Genomic DNA, 17,197 nt, shown 5'->3' with positions numbered 1-17,197 from the left:
ACGATGACGCGCGCCTCCGCCCAGAATGTAGGACGGACGGGGTGCTTGTCGGGCGCCGTGGCTTACAGTGACGCATGATCGACCGCACAACAAGGGAGGATCATGTCGGTACTGGACGAATTGGTGGCGGGCGCGCTGGAGGATCAGCGGTCCCGCGAGCGCGTCGTGTCGCTGGATGAGGTGAGGAAGGCCGCGTTGGCGGCCCCGGCCCCGATCGACGCGAAGCGATGGCTCAAGCGCGCCGACGGCATCCCCGTGATCGCCGAGATCAAGCGCGCCTCCCCGTCCAAGGGCCATCTGAGCGACATCCCCGATCCGGCCGCATTGGCCCGCGAATACGAGGCGGGCGGCGCGAGCGCGATCTCCGTGCTCACCGAAGGCCGCCGGTTCCTCGGCTCGCTCGACGATCTCGACAAGGTGCGCGCCGCCGTGCATATCCCGGTGCTGCGCAAGGACTTCATCGTCACCGACTACCAGATCTTCGAGGCGCGCGCCCACGGCGCCGATCTCGTGCTGCTCATCGTCGCCGCGCTCGATGACGCGACGCTCAAGCATCTGCTGGATCTCGCGCACGAGCTCAACATGACCGTGCTCGTCGAGACGCACACGCGCGAGGAGATCGAACGCGCGATCGCGGCCGGCGCGCGGGTGATCGGCATCAACGCACGCAACCTCAAGGATCTCAAGGTCGACGTGAACAAATACAACGAACTGGCGGCGAACCTGCCCGACGACGTGATCCGCGTCGCCGAATCCGGCGTGTTCGGCGCGGTGGAGGTCGAGGACTACGGCCGGGCCGGCGCGGACGCCGTGCTGGTGGGCGAGGGCGTGGCCACGGCCGCCGATCATGAACTTGCAGTGGAACGACTAGTAAAGGCAGGAGCAAGAGTGAAAGCATCCGAAACCACTCCGTTGAGCGAGCATCAGGGACCGTACTGGGGTCAGTTCGGCGGCCGGTACGTGCCCGAGGCGCTCATCACCGCGCTGGACGAGCTGGAACGCGTCTACGATGAGGCCAAGGCCGATCCGGAATTCCACAAGGAATTCATGACGCTGCAGCAGCGCTACGTCGGCCGCCCGTCGCCGCTCACTGAAGCGCCACGCTTCGCCGAACTCGTCAAGGCCAGGACCGGCCTCGACGCGCGCATCTTCCTGAAGCGCGAGGACCTCAACCACACCGGCGCGCACAAGATCAACAACGCGCTCGGCCAGGCGCTGCTCGTCAAGCGCATGGGCAAGACCCGCGTGATCGCCGAGACCGGCGCCGGCCAGCACGGCGTGGCCACCGCGACCGTGTGCGCGATGCTCGGCCTTAAGTGCCGCATCTACATGGGTCAGATCGACGCCCGCCGCCAGGCGCTCAACGTCGCCCGCATGCGCATGCTCGGCGCCGAGGTCGTGGAGGTCACGCTCGGCGACCGCATTTTGAAGGACGCGATCAACGAGGCGCTGCGCGACTGGGTCACCAACGTCAAGGACACGCACTACCTGCTCGGCACGGTCGCCGGACCTCACCCGTTCCCGGCGATGGTGCGCGACTTCCAGAAGATCATCGGCGAGGAGGCCAAGGAGCAGCTGCGCGATTGGTATGGCATCGACCATCCTGACGCGATCTGTGCGTGCGTCGGTGGCGGTTCGAACGCCATCGGCATCATGAACGCGTTCCTCGACGATGAGCGCGTGAACCTGTACGGCTACGAGGCGGGCGGCAACGGCCCCGAGTCCGGCCGCCACGCGATCCGTTTCGCGCCGGGCACCGGCCAGCTCGGCATGTTCCAGGGCGCGAAGAGCTACCTGCTGGAGACAGACGAGGGCCAGACGCTCGACACGTATTCGATCTCGGCCGGCCTCGACTATGCGTCCGTCGGTCCGGAGCACGCGTGGCTCAAGGACATCGGTCGTGTGAACTACAGCTGGGCGACCGACGACGAGGCGATGAACGCGTTCCGCGACCTGAGCCAGACCGAGGGCATCATCCCGGCCATCGAAAGCTCGCATGCGGTCGCCGGCGCGTACAAGGCCGCCGCCGATCTCAAGGCGAAGGGCTATGACAAGGCCGTGATGATCATCAACATCTCCGGCCGCGGCGACAAGGACATGGCGACGGCCGGCAAGTGGTTCGGCTATCTGACCGACGAGCAGGCGGCCGCGCTCGACGTGACCGGTGCGCACGGCAACACCGTGGCGTGAGGAACGAGGGGAGAAACATTACTATGACGAACACTGCAACCACGCCGTCAGGCCAGCCTCTCGGCATCAGCCACAAGCCCAGCCGCACCGAGGCGATGTTCGATGCGTTCAAGGCCGAGAACAAGCCCGCGTTCATCGGCTATCTGCCGTACGGCTTCCCGAACCCGGACGTCTCGCTCGACGCGCTGCGCACGATGGTCGAGCACGGCGTCGACGCGGTCGAGATCGGCCTGCCGTATTCCGACCCGGTGATGGACGGCCCGGTCATCCAGGCCGCCAGCCAGATCGCCCTGAACAACGGCGAAAGCATCCACAGCGTGTTCAAGGCCGTCGAAACCGTGGCCAACGCGGGCGGCGTGCCGCTCATCATGAGCTACTGGAACCTCATCTACCACTACGGCGTCGAACGCTTCGCCCGCGACTTCGAGAACGCGGGCGGCGCGGGATTGATCACCCCGGATCTCATCCCGGACGAGGCGGGGGAGTGGATCGAGGCGTCCGACCGTCACGGCCTCGACCGCATCTTCCTCGTGTCGCCCGACTCCGCCGACGAACGTCTCGAAATCGTCGCGAGGAACGCCCGCGGCTTCGTGTACGCGGCCGCCCGCATGGGCGTGACCGGCGAACGCGCGTCCATCGACGCGTCCCCCGAAACGTTGGTCGCACGCACCCGCAAGGCCGGCGCGACGAACGTGTGCGTCGGCATCGGCGTGTCCACGCCGGAACAGGGCGCGAAGGTCGGCGCGTACGCCGACGGCGTGATCGTCGGCTCCGCGCTCGTGCACACGCTGCTGAACGACGACGATCGCACCGCGAAGGATCCGGCCGCTGGTCTCAAGGACCTCGCAGCCAAGGCCGAGTCGCTCGCCGACGGCATCCACAACGCGCGCTAGCATGTCGCGGCACCGCAGTCCGGCGGGAACCGACCGAATCTGCGTCGGTTCCCGCCGGACTGCGGTAGGATGACAGCGGCAACCCACAAGTAGAGAGGCGAGCATCACACGATGAACCTGGCTTATATCCCGTCACCGACGTTCTCATACTTCCAGATCGGCCCGGTGACCATCCGCATGTACGCGATCTGCATTCTGATCGGCATCTGCGCGGCCGTCGCGATCCTGACGACACGCTGGAAGCGCGTCGGCGGCACCTTCGACCAGGTACTCGATACCACGCTCGTCGCCGTGCCGAGCGGACTCGTCGGCGCGCGCCTCTACCACTGCATCACCACGCCGGACCAGTACTTCCCGCCCACCGGCAACCTCGTCAACATCCTCAAGGTGTGGGAGGGCGGCATGGCGATCTTCGGCGGCATCTCCATCGGCGCGCTGGCCGCGTTCCTGTGGTGCCGCCACAAGCGGTACCCGTTCGCGCTGCTCGCCGACGCGCTCGCCCCGGGCCTTATGGTCGCGCAGGTCATCGGCCGCCTCGGCAACTGGTTCAACCAGGAGTTGTACGGCAAGCCGACGACCCTGCCGTGGGGCCTCAAGCTCAACGACGCGGACGCGATCGGCAAGACCGAGATCTGCTATAACGGCCAGGCATGCCCGACCGGCACGCTGTTCCATCCCACCTTCCTGTACGAGATGATCTGGAACCTCATCGGCGCCGCGATCATCGTATGGCTTGGCCACAAGCTGTGGGGCGTGCTCAAGGCCGGCCAGCAGTTCGCCATGTACCTCATGTGGTATGGTCTCGGACGCACGTGGATCGAAATGATCCGCATCAACTACTCGACGATCATCCTCGGCCTGCGCATCAACGTGTGGACCGCGATCCTGTGCTTCATCCTCGGCTGCGTCCTGTTCGTCGTGCTCTGGCAGTTCGGCGGCGACAGCGACAGACTGTCCGCGCAGCTCACCGCCGTCACCGCAGACGAACTCGAACGCCAGTCGATCGCCGACGAACGGGCCGGCGCCAAGCGCGGCTGAACCGCACCCCGCCCGACCCCGGTCCAACGGCATCAGGCAAACAATCAGTGAACAACCGCGGCGGACGGCGCCCCAGCGTGCCGCTCGTCGCTCAGACTCCATAGAATGACAACCATGACTATTCAAATCGCACCCAGCATCCTGTCCGCCGATTTCTGCAACCTTGAGCGCGACCTCAAGGCCATTGCCAACGCCGATCTCGTTCACGTCGATGTGATGGATCACCATTTCGTGCCGAACCTCACCCTCGGCGAGCCGATCGTCGGCCGCATCTGCCAGGTCACCGACCTGCCGGTCGACGTGCACCTCATGATCGAGGATCCGGACCGCTGGGCCCCCGAATACGCCAAGCTCGGCGCCGCCTCCGTCTCCTTCCACATGGGCGCCACCCACGCGCCGGTGCGTCTGGCACGCCAGCTGCGCGACATGGGCTGCAAGGCCTGCTTTGCCGTGCGCCCGGCCGAACCGGTCGAACCGATTTTCGACATCCTCGACGAGTTCGACATGATCCTCGTCATGACCGTCGAGCCCGGCTTCGGCGGCCAGAAGTTCCTCGACAACCAGATGGCCAAGGTCCGCCGCCTGCGCGACGAGATCACCCGCCGCGGCCTTGCGACCAAGATCCAGGTGGATGGCGGCGTGAGCCCGAAGACCGCCCACATCGTGGCAGAGGCGGGCGCCGACGTGCTCGTCGCCGGCTCCGCCGTGTACGGCGCCGAAGACCCGGCGCAGGCCATCGACGACATTCGCGCCAAGGCCGAGGCCGCGTTCCGCGCCTGACAGCCGGAACGTATCGCAATCCGCAACCCACGCAAGGACACCACAGACATGAAGACTTTCGAATCGCTGTTCGCCGAACTGAGCGAGAAGGCCGCCGCCAAGCAGGCCGGCTCCCTGACCGTGGACGAGCTGGCCAAGGGCACCCACTTCATCGGCAAGAAGATCGTCGAAGAGGCGGGGGAGACCTGGATCGCCGCCGAATACGAAGGCGCCGAGCGCACCGCCGAGGAGATGAGCCAGCTCATCTATCACCTGCAGGTCATGATGATCGACCGCGGCATCACGCTCGAGGACATCTACAAGAACCTGTAACGCGTCAATGATTCCGGTCCGTGTGCGGATTCCCCGCGGCACGGACCGGTCGCAAGGAGGAAACATGCTACGCATCGCCGTGCCCAACAAGGGCATGCTGTCCGAACCCGCATGGAACATGCTGGCCGAGGCGGGGTACCGTCTGCGGTCGAACCCGCGCCAGCTCGTCGTCGAGGATCCGGACAACGGGATCGAACTGTTCTATCTGCGTCCGCTCGACATCGCCGTGTATGTCGGCCGCGGCACCATCGACGTGGGCATCACCGGCCATGACCTACTGCTCAACTCCGGTACGGAGGCCAAGGAGCATATGGAGCTCGGCTTCGGCGCGTCCACGTTCCGCTTCGCCGCGCCGAACGATTCGCCGATCAGCACGCTCGAAGACATCCAGGGCAAGCGCGTGGCCACCTCCTTCGACAAACTCGTGCACGACTATCTCGTCGAGCATGGCATCGACGCGGAGACCATCCATCTGGACGGTGCGGTCGAATCGTCCGTGCAGCTCGGCGTCGCCGACCTGATCGCCGACGTCGTGTCCACCGGCACGACGCTGCGCAATGCGGGCCTGCGTATCTTCGCCGACCCGATCCTGCATTCGCAGGCCGTGCTCATCCGCTCGCCGCGTCTCGACGAACACGACGAGCGCCTCGTCAGGTTCTCGCGCCGTCTGCAGGGTGTGCTCACCGCGCAGCGCTACGTGCTCATGGACTACGACATCCCGGTCGCCAAGGTCGCCGCCGCGGTCGACGTGACCCCCGGCTTCGAAAGCCCGACGATCTCGCCGCTGCACGACAAGCAGTGGGTCGCCGTGCGCGTCATGGTGCCCAAGGCGAAGGTCAACCAGCTCATGGACCAGCTGTACGAGGTCGGTGCGCGCGGCATCATCGTGACCGCGCTGCAGGCGTCGAGGATGTAGCCCACCGGACGCATGATCGATCTCAAACGGAAGTTCAGCAGGAAGTACAGTCCGGAACCGCGCGACATCTACGTGACGGTGCCCAACCTCATCAGCCTGTTACGCATCATCTCGATTCCGATCATCGCGGCGCTGGTCTCGCATCACCACATGATCGAGGCGCTTGCGGTGCTCGCATTGTCGGCAGTGTCCGACGGCGTGGACGGCATTCTTGCCCGTCTGCTTGACCAGGTGAGCAAGGTCGGCCAGATCCTCGACCCGATCGCCGACCGGCTGCTCATCCTGTGCAGCGTGCTCGCGCTCGGCATCGCCGGCATCATCCCGTGGTGGATGATCATCATTGTCGGCCTGCGCGACCTGCTCATGGGCATCGAAGTGCTGTGGCTCGCCCAGCACGACTATGGTCCGCTGCCGGTCAACTTCGTCGGCAAGGCCGGTACCGCCATGCTCATGATCTCGATCACTGCGCTGATCTTCTGCGACATCTGGACCAATCCCATGGTCGACCTGCTGCATCTGGCGGCCCTCGCCGCCGGCATCTGGGGCATCGGCCTGTACTGGCTGGCCGGCTACATCTACCTGCGGCAGGGGTTGCGTTTGATCTGCGACGACCGTGACGTCCGTCGCAACGAGCGGTAGGCGACGACGCCCATGCCGGAAGAGTTCGACCAGCGTCCAGCGACATTCCCCGTACCCGACGAAAACGCGTCGGTACGGCGGCGCGCGGCATTCTCCCAGTCCTTCGGCGGACTCACGTCGCATCACGTCGTGCCGGCCAGCGCCGCGCAAAGCTCCCGCCGTCGACGTCGCAAGGCGCACGACGACTCGCTGCAGCTCATCGACGATCTGACCAACCGCCCGATGGATCCGTTGTTCTCCGATTCGCGGCTGACGCAACGGCCGACTTCCGCGATCGAACTGTGGTTCACGCGCGTGGTCGTGTTCGTCATCTGCGTGGCGGTCGGCTTTTTCGGCTGCCTGTTCATCCAGCGCCTGCACACCGACCCGCGCAAGGCCGTACGCCAGAACTGGGCCAGCGAACTCGAGGAGCTCAACACGCAGGTCGACAAGCTCAACACCGAGGTCAGCGCGCTGCAGGGCCAGGTCACCGCACAGTCGAAGAAGATCGGCAGCACGGCGCAGAACGACACGCTCATGCAGGACGAAATGGTCAACGGCGTCACGCGGGTGACGGGGGAGGGCATCACCCTGACGCTTGCCAACCCGATCGCCGCGGACGACTCGGCCAACGGCACCTACCACCGCGACAACACCAGCGACCAGATCCGACTCGTCAGCGACGCCGACCTGCAGATGTTCGTCTCGCTGCTGTGGCAGTCCGGCGCGGAGGCCATCTCGATCAACGGCTATCGTCTCGGCGTGCAGACGTCCATCAGAACGGCCGGACAGACCATCATGGTCGGCGTGAACCCGGTGCAGAGCCCGTACCGGATCGAGGCGATCGGCAACCGCAACGAGCTCGCCGACGCCGTAGGATCCAAGCGGCAGCCCGCGTTGTACGCGTCGTTCGCCGAATCCGGCATCTACCCGCAGGTTTCCAAATCCAAGTCGATTACACTGGAAGCGGCGGCTTCCGGCAATCTGTCGTACGCGACGACAGGGGAGGATGAATAATGGCAGCGGTACTGGGTCTTATCATCGGCGTGGTCGTGGGCTTGTTCGTCAAACCGGACATTCCCGTGGTCCTGCAGCCGTATCTGCCGATCATGGTCGTCGCCGCGCTCGACGCGCTGCTCGGCGCGGCCCGCGCCTACTTCGAGCGTAGCTTCTCCGACAAGGTGTTCGTGATCTCCTTCATCTCGAACGTCGTCACCGCCACGCTGCTCGTCTTCCTCGGCAACCAGCTGGGCGTCGGCTCCCAGCTGCAGACCGCCGTGATCGTCGTGCTCGGCATCCGCATCTTCTCGAACGTGTCGGCCATACGCCGCTTCATCTTCAAGGGCTGATCGTCCATGCCCAAACGCCATCAGACCCCCGACGTCCTCACCAAACTGCACGTCCAGCATGCGCAGGATCGGGCGAACGACCACACCGAGACCGGATCGTTCCCCGTCGTGCGCAAACGCCGCGCGAAACGCGGTTCGCTCAACGCGAACGCAACGCGCATGCGGCTGGTCACCAGCGTGCTCATCGCCGTCATGTGCGCGCTGCTCGCGTTCACGTACATGATCCAGATCAACAACACCAAGTCGACGTACGAGACGATGAGCGAGGATGAACTCGTCCGCCTCATCGTCGAGACCAACACGCAGGTGCAGAACCTTGAGCAGCGCAAAAGCGAGCTCACCAGCCAGCTCAACTCGCTCAAGGCCACGGCCGACAAGCAGGCCGCCGCGCAGAAGATCGCCAAGCAGAACGAGGAGGCCAACGGCATCCTGTCCGGCCGTCTCGCCGCCAAAGGCGAAGGCGTGGTCATCCGCATCGGGCAGGGCAACAAGGCCGACATCGACGCGTCGACCATGTTCACGCTGCTCGAGGAGCTGCGCAACGCGGGCGCCGAGGTCATCGCGATCAACTCGGTGCGCGTGATCACGTCCACCTACATCAGCGACACCGACGACGGTCTGGTGTGCGACGGCACGACGCTGGACACGCCGTACATCGTCAAGGCGATCGGCGATCCGCAGGCTCTGGCGAACGCCGTCAACATCGCCGGCGGCGTCGGCTCAAGGCTCAAGGTGAAGTTCGGCGCGACCGTGACGGTGACCACCAAGGACGAGGTGCGCATCGACGAAGTACGCGACGCGCAGCAATATAATTACGCAAAGTAACCCATAACCGCGATACACCAGTAGAATGGGGAGTTATGACTGATCCGATTCCAAGCGCCGGCGAAACGACCATCATCGGCCTGCCCGCCATTACCATTCCGATTACCACCACCGCCGATCGTCCACTCACGCAGGAGGACCTCGACACCATCGCCCGTCTGTCCGACGGCACGGCGTTGCTGATTTCCACGCGCGGCGCGGTGTCCGGCTCGCGCTACCTGCTCGACGAGGACGAGATCAGCGTGGGCCGCGACCCGCACGCCGACATCCTGCTCGACGATTCGACCGTGTCGCGCGCCCACGCGGTGTTCCGCCGCGTCAACGGCACGTTCGAGGTGGTGGACGCCGGCAGCCTGAACGGCACCTACGTGAACCGCCAACGCGTTGACCGTGCGACGTTGCGCAACGGCGACGAGATCATGATCGGCAAGTTCCGGCTGGTGTTCTTCACCAAGTCGGCGGTCATCGCGTAACGCGTCAGGATTCGCGGAGAGGCTTCGCCGCCGGGCCGTTATGACGGGCGGCGGCCGCGTTGCGTCGACGATGGGACTTGACCTTGATTGTGATGGGGGAGGGCGTCATGCAGTTGCAACCCATACGGGATGCCGTGCAGGGCGAACTGTTCACGGTCGAGGACACCGATCGCCCGCAACGCGGATACCGGGGGACCGTCGCGTCGAAGGTCGCCGGCATCACCTACCGGCAGCTCGACTATTGGGCCCGCAAGCAGATCGTCGAACCATCCATCACGCCGTCGCACGGTTCCGGTTCGCGCCGGCTGTACTCGTTCAAGGACGTGGTGATCCTCGCCGTCTCGAAGCGGCTGCTCGATGCCGGCGTCAACCTGCAGAACGTGACCGCGGCCATCAGTTTCCTCACGCAACGCACGACTGGCCAGTTGGAACATGTGACCATCATGTGCGACGGCCAGCATGTGCATGAATGCACGACCAGCGAGCAGATGCTCGACCTGCTGCGCAGCGGCAAGGCCGTGTTCGCCGTGTCGGTCGGCTCACTGTGGCATCAGATCAGGGAGACGCTCGAGCACGAGGAGTACGTTGATCTGACCGCCATGCCGTCGTCGTCGGTCGGCGATGCCGGTACGGTGCGTCCGGTCCGGCCGATCGACGAACTCACGGCGATGCGCATGCGCAGGAAACTTGCCGAACGACACGCCGAACGGGAGGTTGCCGCATCATGATGACGATGACGGATCTGTTGCCGGCGGTGCTATGGCTGTTTGCCGTGGTCTGGTCGATCACGGTGTGTGTTATCGCCGTGATACGTGGCCGGCTGTTGTCGTTCGGCGTGCATCGGCCTGCGGTGGAACCGGTGACCTGGAACGTGATCTATGCGCAGGTGGCGTCCGTGGTGTTGGGGTCGGTGCCGTTCTGCGTGTTTCTGTTCTTCGAGGACGAGTTCGGTGATCGCGCTGCGGAACTGTACCGTACGATGACATTGCCGGGCGCGGCGATCATCCTGACGTTGATCGTGGCAGAATGGATATTGCTGTTCGTGCAGGCGAAACGGGCGGAGCGTACACAGATGGATCGTGTGCTGGCGCGGGGCAGTGATCGGCACCGAGCTTTCTGACATAACGTACATTATCGGCTAATCATATGCATATAGATATCCGCACTTATTCGTGATCAATACTTATTCGCAGTCAATTTCTACGGCATTTCTCTGAACGGACATACAGCCGATAAACGGTGCACAATCGGCTGTATGTCCGTTAAAGAGTTAGAGCGAAACAAAAAAAACAAGATTGCAAGGTTACGCAACGGATCACACCCGGATAACGCAACACAAAACGACGGACATACGGCCGATCCCATATCCTGAATCGGTCGTATGTCCGTTGAAGAAAACACGTATTGGAGAAAACGTACGGGACGCGGCGGCCTTACGCGAAGTATTCCTTGACGGCGTCGGACAGTTCAGCCACGGTGTCGATGATCCGGTAGCATCCGTGCTGCGCGAGCTCGCCGGGCTCGGAATAACCCCAGCCGCAGCCCAGACAATCCAGTCCGCATGCCGTGGCGCCGTCGGCGTCGGTCCAGCGGTCGCCGACCATGAGCGCGCGATCGCCGGCCGCCGCGTCGAAACCGATATGCTCGAACGCGTACCGGATCACCTGGTCCTTATCGAGTCGCGAGTTGTCGCGGCTGGCGCCGTACACGCCGTCGACCATGCCGGTCAGGCCGAAATGGTCGCAGATCGGCACGGCCTGATATTCGGGCTTGCAGGTGGCGACGGCGAGGTAATAGCCGGCTTTGCGCAGTGCGGCGAGCTGTTCGGGGATGCCGTCGTACACGCGGTTGTACAGGCGGCCCGGCACCAGCTGGCCGGGATGGTTCGGATCGTCGAACACGGCCTTGTCCGCATAGTATTCGCGGTAGACACGCACGGCTTCGTCCAGCTTGTCGTCCGGGATGTGGTTGCGTTTGAACGATTCGATAATGGCTGGACCGATGAACCGATGCAGTTCGTCGTCGTCGGGCACCGGCAGTCCGAGCGCCTCGAACGCCTTGACGACGCAGGCGATGATGCCGAAATGCGATTGGGTGAGCGTGCCGTCAAGATCGAGCAGGACAACGTTCATCGGATGGTCTTGGGTCATATTCGCTTCTCCCCTGTCGATTCGCGCGTTCCGCGCGGCATGGCCATGGTGACGGACGTCGGATGGCGACGCCGGCCCATGCAGACAATAATTATGCCCGGCCATCATGACCGGGCATCAGTTCACGTGTTGTTCAGATTGATCACGTACGGACGACATCGCATCGCAGCAGCGGCCGAACGGCATCACTCGTAGTCGGGAATCCAGCCCTCGCGATGCATCTGCAGACGCTTTTCCAGCAGCGCCTTGAGCTCGTCCTCGCTGCGGCGTTCGAGCAGCATGTCCCAGTGGGTGCGCGTCGGCTTGGCGATCTCGTCGCCTTCACGGTCCTCGTCGCCTTCACGGTGCGCGGTGGCGCCGCAACGGCATTCCCACTCGTCCGGGATTTCGGCGCCGTCGGCGAACGGCAGGATCGTGCGATGGCCCTTCGGGCACACGTACGCCACGTCGGTTCGCGCGGCGAAATCCACGTTCTCGTCGGATTCCAGCGATTTCGCGCCGATGCTCATGCCTCTGAGGCTACGTTCCGCCATACTTCCTCCTTGGGATTACCTAACCTTACTACAGTAACGAACAACTCGGACGAGCGCACTATTCCCGATCCGCCCGTCAGTCGACGCCGGAGTACGAGACGACGCCGCGGTTGACCAGATCAGCCGCCTCATGCGCGGTGCGGGCCAGTGCCTCGCCCTTGGCACCGAGCATCGGCGCGGCCGTGGCGATCTGTTGCAGTACGTCGGCCAACCGCTTCGCGTTGCGCACGAAATCGCCGCCGGTCAGTTCGGTGCCGCGCAGCACGTCGGCCAGATCACGGCCATCGGCCCATTCATACATGATGTCGGCGATGCCGAAATCCAACTGCGGCGGCGCCTCAAGCCCGTCGTCCTCACACTGGATGCGGATGGCGCCGTGGATGCCACGCAACTCCTGCGCGGCCCAGGCCACCGGCCCCTGCGATCCGCCCGGATAGTAGCGGGGTTCTCCCCCGCCGCCGCGACGCGCCTCGTACACCAGCGACGACAGCACGGACGCAAGGCACTGTGCCGGCAGCATGTCGAGCGTGCCTGCGCAGATCGCCTGTGCGAGCACCAGATCCTGTTCGCTGTACAGCCTCCGCAGCAGCTGGCCGTGTTCGGTCAGCCGGTAGTCGCGCCGGCCATCCGCATCATCGTGCCGTTCGAGATAGCCGAGTCGTTCGAGAATGTCGCAGATGCGGTCGAACTGGCGCGACACCGAACCGGTGCGGGAGTCGTAGCGTTCGCGCACCCGTTCGAGCTCGCGCATCTCGCGCATCCACCGGTGTCCCCATTTGAGGTGCTGCTGCAGGTCGGGGCAGTCACGGCAGGGATGGTCGCGATCGGCCTTCTTGAGATCGGCGATACGCGCGTCCAGTTCCTTGAACGCACGGCTGCGGTCCTTGTCGGAGCGGAAGACGGTCTGCTTGAGCTTGCGTCGTCCGGCCTTTTCCAGATCGGACAGCTGCATACGGATGCGCATGAGCCCGCGGAAGTCACCGTGGTCGCAGGCGAACGCCTCCTCGTAGCCGGCGATGGCCTTCTCCAGCGTGTCGATCTGTGATTCGAGCTGCCATGCCGACTCGTTGGCCTCCCACTGGGCGAACGAATGGTCGAGCGTGATGCGCGAGGTCTCGTAGTCGCTGGAGTTGAGCAGGTTGACGGCCATGTTGAACGTGGGCCGGAAGCTCGAATGCAACGGGTAGACGCGCTTGCTGGACAGGGCGGCCGCGGTGGCCGGCAGGAATCCGCGATGGTCGACGACGATCGCGTGGCCGATGGTGTCGATGCCGCGACGGCCGGCGCGGCCGGTGAGCTGGGTGAACTCCCCCGGCGTGAGCTGCACATGGCCGGTGCCGTCGAATTTCTCGAGCTTTTCGACCACCACGCAACGGGCCGGCATGTTGATGCCGAGCGCCAGCGTTTCGGTGGCGAATACCATCTTCACCAGACCCTCTTCGAACAGCCGTTCGACGATCTGGCGGAACAGGGCGATCATGCCCGCATGGTGCGACGCGAAGCCTTCCTCGAGCGCGAAGCGGAACTTGGCGAAGCCGAGCGCCTTGAGATCGTCCTGGCTCATCTGTCCGTCGACCATCTCGTCGATGATGCGCCGAATGCGCCGCATCTCGTCCTCGGTGGTCAGTTCGAGCCCGGCGTTGAGGCACTGTTCGACGGCCTGGTCGCAGCCGTTGCGCGAGAAGATGAAGTAGATGCCGGGCAGCATGTCGAGGTAGTTGAGTTCGTCGACGACGGCCCAGCGTTTGGGCGTATACCGCTCCGGCGTGCGTTCGCGTCCGGTTCCCGCCGCTCCCCTGCCGTGCCCGTGCTTGCCGCCGCGTTTGGACGGCCGCTCCTCGCCGCGTCGGCGTGCGGCGCGACGGTCGAGCTGATCGAGACGGTCGATGAGTGCCGCGTTGAGTTTCGTGGTCTGCTCGCCGTGTTCGTCGTGCCGGTACAGGTCGATGAGTTCGGGTTCGGTGTGCTCGTCGGCCTGCACGAGCACATGCTGTTCGAGCGGTACGGGACGCCGTTCGGAGACGACCAGCGTGGTTTCGCCACGCACGGAGGTGATCCACTGCGAGAAATCCTCGACGTTCGACACGGTGGCGGACAGTCCGATGATGCGCACGGATTCCGGCAGGTGGATGATGACTTCCTCCCACACGGGGCCACGGAACCGGTCGGCGAGATAGTGCACCTCGTCGAGAATGACGTAGCCGAGTGCAGTGAGCGTGGTCGAGTGCTCGTACAGCATGTTGCGCAGCACTTCGGTGGTCATGACGACGATGTCGGCCTCGGAGTTGATGGAGGTGTCGCCCGTGAGCAGACCGACCTTGTCCGGGCCGTAGACGGCGACGAGATCATGGTATTTCTGGTTGCTCAACGCCTTGATCGGCGTAGTGTAGAAGGCCTTGACGTTGCGTTCCTGCGCGAGGTACATGGCGAAGTCGGCGACGACGGTCTTGCCGGCGCCAGTGGGCGCGGCGACGAGCACGTTGCGGCCGGCCTCGAGGGCGTCGTTAGCCTCGCGTTGGAAGTCGTCGATGTCGAACGGCAGGGTGGCGGCGAATCGTGCCGCCGCTGATTTGGCGTGGGCCTTCGCCTTCTGGAACGACGCGTAGCGCTGTGCGGGCGACGGTTCGACGGATGCGTTGCGTGCGTCGGCTTTGCGGCCTGATGATTGATGATGGCGGGGCATGATCCTAGTCTTGGTTGTTCCATCGCGCCCACTGGCGGATGTGCCGTGCGCGCGTGGCGTGTTCGCGTTCGATGATGGCGACGTGGGCCTGCGCGTACCGGTCGGCGACGTCGCGCAGCGGTTCGGTGAACGACGGGGCCGGTTCGTCATGCGGTTCGGTCGGCTGCTGCATCGAATCCATGATCTCGCCGATGCGCGCGCCAACCTGTCCGGCGGTCTTCAGACCACGCAGACCGTGCACGATCGCGTAGGCGATTCCCGCGCCGATCATGGCCAGCATGAACAGCGCCAGCACCAACCAGATCCACCATGGCATGACGGTCCTCCTGTTCGTTCGTGTGTGCGATTGCCGTACGGCATCCGCACACACGGTGCCGTACGGGACCGACGTCAGGCTTCGTCCTCGTCGTTCTCGTGCTGGCCGACGCTCAGTTCGCGCTGTGCGCGTGCGACGATCATCGTACGCAGCGTCTCGGGCGCGACCGCGGTGATGTGACGGGCGTGCGCGATGCAGAACGCCACGAACCACGAGTCGGACGAGACGGTCAGATGCACCTTCTGCCCGTCACCGTACGGTTCGACGGTGGCGCCGGACAGGGTTTTCGGGAACGACAGATCCGGCTCGTCGGTGATGAACACCGCGTCGGTGCCGTTGTCGAAGCTCCATTTGCGCAGTTCGTTGACCGGCACGTCGGGGATGTCCAGAGTGGCGACCGGCTTGACGATCTCGGCGTGTTCGATGCGCGCCAGACGCAGTACCTGCCAGATGCGCGGCTTGCCGTTGGCCTTGTTGATGCGCGTGTCCTTCTGCACGAGATGCTGCTTGTCCTTCGGCGCGGCGGGGGCGACGTCGGTCCACACGGCTGCATAGTACACGCCCTCGTCCACGAAGATCTTCGCGGGGGCGACGAGCTTGCGGCGGGTGCGGCCAGCGCCGTCCGTGTACTCCATGTCGAGCAGGGAGTCGGTGGAGATGGCGCGCTTGACCACGGAGAAGCTGCGCGGCTCGAGCTCGTAGCCGGTCAGGCTCAGCCACGGGGTCTCCCCCGGCACGACATGCGCGTGCAGCCGCTCGTACAGCGACCGCGCCTGATCACGCTGTTCCTCGGGTAGCAGCGGCGAATGCGCCAGATAGCTCACCGAGGCGGTGAGCAGGCTCAGATACTGCGGCGAGATGCCGGCGAGCCGTTCGAGGCCGAGTGAGTTCGTGGCGGAGACGATGCCTTCGGCGTCGAGCAGCGACCAGTCGATGTCGAAGAACTGGCTGCCGGCCATCTCGCCGTCGTCGGACACCGTGGTGAGCGTGTTGATGTCCTTGTGGATGACGTTGACGAACTTCTTGAGCTCGTCGTCGCTTTTCGCCTTGCCAATGAAACGTTCGGCCAGCTCGGCCAGCGAATACTCCTCGCCGAGGTGCGCGGACAGGAACAGCATGAGGCGCAGTCGACGGTCGACCTCGCTGCCGGTCTGGAAGGACGCGCTCTTCTTCTGGTGCGCCTTGGACAGTTCGGGATCGTCGTCCTCGTCATGGTCGCGGTCGTGATGGCTGCTGATGGCGGACGTGACGACCGTGGCGCTGTTGTCGCCGGACGATTCGTCGGCGAGCTGGAACTGCGTGGCCGCGTGCAGACGGCGGTTGTATGCGTCGGCGGCCTCCTTCGGACTGACCACATAGGCGCCCGGATGCTCGAGCACGAACATGGCGAGATCGTCCGAATCGGTGTAGGCGACGTTGATGTGCTCGCCGTCGACGTCCACGGTCGCGGCGAAACGACGCGAATCGATGACCTTGACCAGCGTCTCGGGGATGGTCTGCGTGCCGAGGCCGGGTGCGATCGAATCAAGGCCAAGACCCGGGATCGGCGTCTGCGGCACGCGGGGCGTGGTGCGCGAGGCATGCTGCTGGGCCGCCTGCTCCTGCTTCGCCGACGTGGACGATACGGAGATGGACCGCGCCAGGTAGTTGGCGGCGGCCAGCACCGGCAGATCCTCCTGTTCGAAATGCAGGCGGACGCGCGGCTCGTCGCCGAGCTGAAGCCGATAGGACGCGAAGTCCTGACCCTCCGACTTGGACGAATACTCCGGCTGACGCGATTCGATGGCGATGCCCATGGCCGCCAGCTTGGCGCGGTCGCGCTGGAACTGCTTGGCGAACGCCGCCTTCGCCGCCTGATCGGCCAACTCCCCATACGAATCGGCATACGCCTTGACGCGCTGCGCGATCTGACGAGAGGTAAGCCATTGGGGGAAGGCGGATGACAACACGGCCAATACATCAAGCTCGTGTTTGCCCCACTTGTCGGAAAAACGACGCCTTCCGTTGCTTCCCTCTGCCATTAGTCCTCACGTATCGTTAACGTTTCGTTATAAGTGTGCGCCGAATGACCGGCACCTCACTCTATATTAGAGGCAATTTGCGGCATCGACGTCATTTTCT

18 protein-coding genes are annotated in these 17,197 nt (G+C 64.4%); 13 read left to right on the top strand and 5 right to left on the bottom strand.

The features are described from left to right. Positions 1–102 precede the first annotated feature (102 nt). The 13 genes from DSM100688_RS02400 to DSM100688_RS02340 all read left to right on the top strand — a co-directional run bounded on the left by DSM100688_RS02400 (position 103) and on the right by DSM100688_RS02340 (position 10,514). Positions 103–2,190 carry a bifunctional indole-3-glycerol phosphate synthase/tryptophan synthase subunit beta gene (locus DSM100688_RS02400; RefSeq protein ID WP_152357542.1) on the top strand — a complete coding sequence of 696 codons (2,088 nt, stop codon included), beginning with the start codon at positions 103–105 and terminating at the stop codon, positions 2,188–2,190. Positions 2,191–2,213: 23 nt separating this feature from the next. Next, positions 2,214–3,083, top strand: a complete 870-nt coding sequence (trpA, locus tag DSM100688_RS02395) for a tryptophan synthase subunit alpha (RefSeq protein WP_163146772.1) — start codon at positions 2,214–2,216, stop codon at positions 3,081–3,083. Between the two features lie 111 nt (positions 3,084–3,194). After that, positions 3,195–4,121: a prolipoprotein diacylglyceryl transferase gene (lgt, locus tag DSM100688_RS02390; RefSeq protein ID WP_152357541.1), complete on the top strand. Its 927-nt coding sequence runs from the start codon at positions 3,195–3,197 to the stop codon at positions 4,119–4,121. A gap of 114 nt (positions 4,122–4,235) precedes the next feature. Next, positions 4,236–4,901 (top strand): ribulose-phosphate 3-epimerase, encoded by a 666-nt coding sequence (gene rpe, locus DSM100688_RS02385; protein WP_152357540.1) that lies wholly within the window; start codon positions 4,236–4,238, stop codon positions 4,899–4,901. A 48-nt stretch (positions 4,902–4,949) separates the two neighbouring features. Continuing rightward, the gene (locus DSM100688_RS02380) at positions 4,950–5,213 is read left to right on the top strand and encodes a phosphoribosyl-ATP diphosphatase (protein WP_152357539.1); all 264 of its coding nucleotides are present in this window, start codon (positions 4,950–4,952) and stop codon (positions 5,211–5,213) included. Positions 5,214–5,277: 64 nt separating this feature from the next. After that, positions 5,278–6,129 (top strand): ATP phosphoribosyltransferase, encoded by an 852-nt coding sequence (hisG, locus tag DSM100688_RS02375; protein WP_152357538.1) that lies wholly within the window; start codon positions 5,278–5,280, stop codon positions 6,127–6,129. A 12-nt stretch (positions 6,130–6,141) separates the two neighbouring features. Then, on the top strand, positions 6,142–6,768 hold the full coding sequence (locus DSM100688_RS02370; protein WP_152357537.1) for a CDP-alcohol phosphatidyltransferase family protein: 627 nt from the start codon (positions 6,142–6,144) through the stop codon (positions 6,766–6,768). A gap of 12 nt (positions 6,769–6,780) precedes the next feature. Then, on the top strand, positions 6,781–7,764 hold the full coding sequence (locus DSM100688_RS02365; protein WP_152357536.1) for a DUF881 domain-containing protein: 984 nt from the start codon (positions 6,781–6,783) through the stop codon (positions 7,762–7,764). Further along, on the top strand, positions 7,764–8,096 hold the full coding sequence (locus DSM100688_RS02360) for a small basic family protein (RefSeq protein WP_152357535.1): 333 nt from the start codon (positions 7,764–7,766) through the stop codon (positions 8,094–8,096). The genes DSM100688_RS02365 and DSM100688_RS02360 overlap by 1 nt, the downstream gene beginning before the upstream one ends. 6 nt (positions 8,097–8,102) lie before the next feature. Next, entirely contained in the window at positions 8,103–8,921 is an 819-nt protein-coding gene (locus DSM100688_RS02355; RefSeq protein ID WP_152357534.1) for a DUF881 domain-containing protein, read from the top strand. A gap of 35 nt (positions 8,922–8,956) precedes the next feature. After that, positions 8,957–9,394: an FHA domain-containing protein gene (locus DSM100688_RS02350; RefSeq protein ID WP_152357533.1), complete on the top strand. Its 438-nt coding sequence runs from the start codon at positions 8,957–8,959 to the stop codon at positions 9,392–9,394. A 107-nt stretch (positions 9,395–9,501) separates the two neighbouring features. Continuing rightward, positions 9,502–10,122: a MerR family transcriptional regulator gene (locus DSM100688_RS02345; protein WP_239519279.1), complete on the top strand. Its 621-nt coding sequence runs from the start codon at positions 9,502–9,504 to the stop codon at positions 10,120–10,122. Continuing rightward, positions 10,119–10,514: a C4-dicarboxylate ABC transporter gene (locus DSM100688_RS02340; protein ID WP_152357532.1), complete on the top strand. Its 396-nt coding sequence runs from the start codon at positions 10,119–10,121 to the stop codon at positions 10,512–10,514. Before DSM100688_RS02345 ends, DSM100688_RS02340 begins: the two co-directional genes overlap by 4 nt. Before the next feature lie 313 nt (positions 10,515–10,827). Here DSM100688_RS02340 and DSM100688_RS02335 read toward each other — a convergent pair whose 3' ends face one another. The 5 genes from DSM100688_RS02335 to DSM100688_RS02315 form a co-directional block, all read right to left on the bottom strand. After that, positions 10,828–11,544: an HAD hydrolase-like protein gene (locus DSM100688_RS02335; RefSeq protein ID WP_152357531.1), complete on the bottom strand. Its 717-nt coding sequence runs from the start codon at positions 11,542–11,544 to the stop codon at positions 10,828–10,830. Positions 11,545–11,729: 185 nt separating this feature from the next. Next, positions 11,730–12,077 carry an RNA polymerase-binding protein RbpA gene (locus DSM100688_RS02330; RefSeq protein WP_152357530.1) on the bottom strand — a complete coding sequence of 116 codons (348 nt, stop codon included), beginning with the start codon at positions 12,075–12,077 and terminating at the stop codon, positions 11,730–11,732. Between the two features lie 76 nt (positions 12,078–12,153). Further along, positions 12,154–14,760, bottom strand: a complete 2,607-nt coding sequence (locus tag DSM100688_RS02325) for a DEAD/DEAH box helicase (RefSeq protein ID WP_152357529.1) — start codon at positions 14,758–14,760, stop codon at positions 12,154–12,156. 4 nt (positions 14,761–14,764) lie between these two features. Continuing rightward, positions 14,765–15,076 carry a hypothetical protein gene (locus tag DSM100688_RS02320; RefSeq protein ID WP_152357528.1) on the bottom strand — a complete coding sequence of 104 codons (312 nt, stop codon included), beginning with the start codon at positions 15,074–15,076 and terminating at the stop codon, positions 14,765–14,767. A gap of 74 nt (positions 15,077–15,150) precedes the next feature. Further along, positions 15,151–17,097 carry a helix-turn-helix transcriptional regulator gene (locus tag DSM100688_RS02315; RefSeq protein ID WP_152357527.1) on the bottom strand — a complete coding sequence of 649 codons (1,947 nt, stop codon included), beginning with the start codon at positions 17,095–17,097 and terminating at the stop codon, positions 15,151–15,153. Positions 17,098–17,197: the final 100 nt, after the last annotated feature.

The sequence above is a fragment of the Bifidobacterium ramosum genome, assembly GCF_009299505.1.
Taxonomy (GTDB): domain Bacteria; phylum Actinomycetota; class Actinomycetes; order Actinomycetales; family Bifidobacteriaceae; genus Bifidobacterium; species Bifidobacterium ramosum.
Note: the sequence above shows the minus strand (reverse complement) of the source record. Positions and strands in the feature narration are given on the sequence as shown.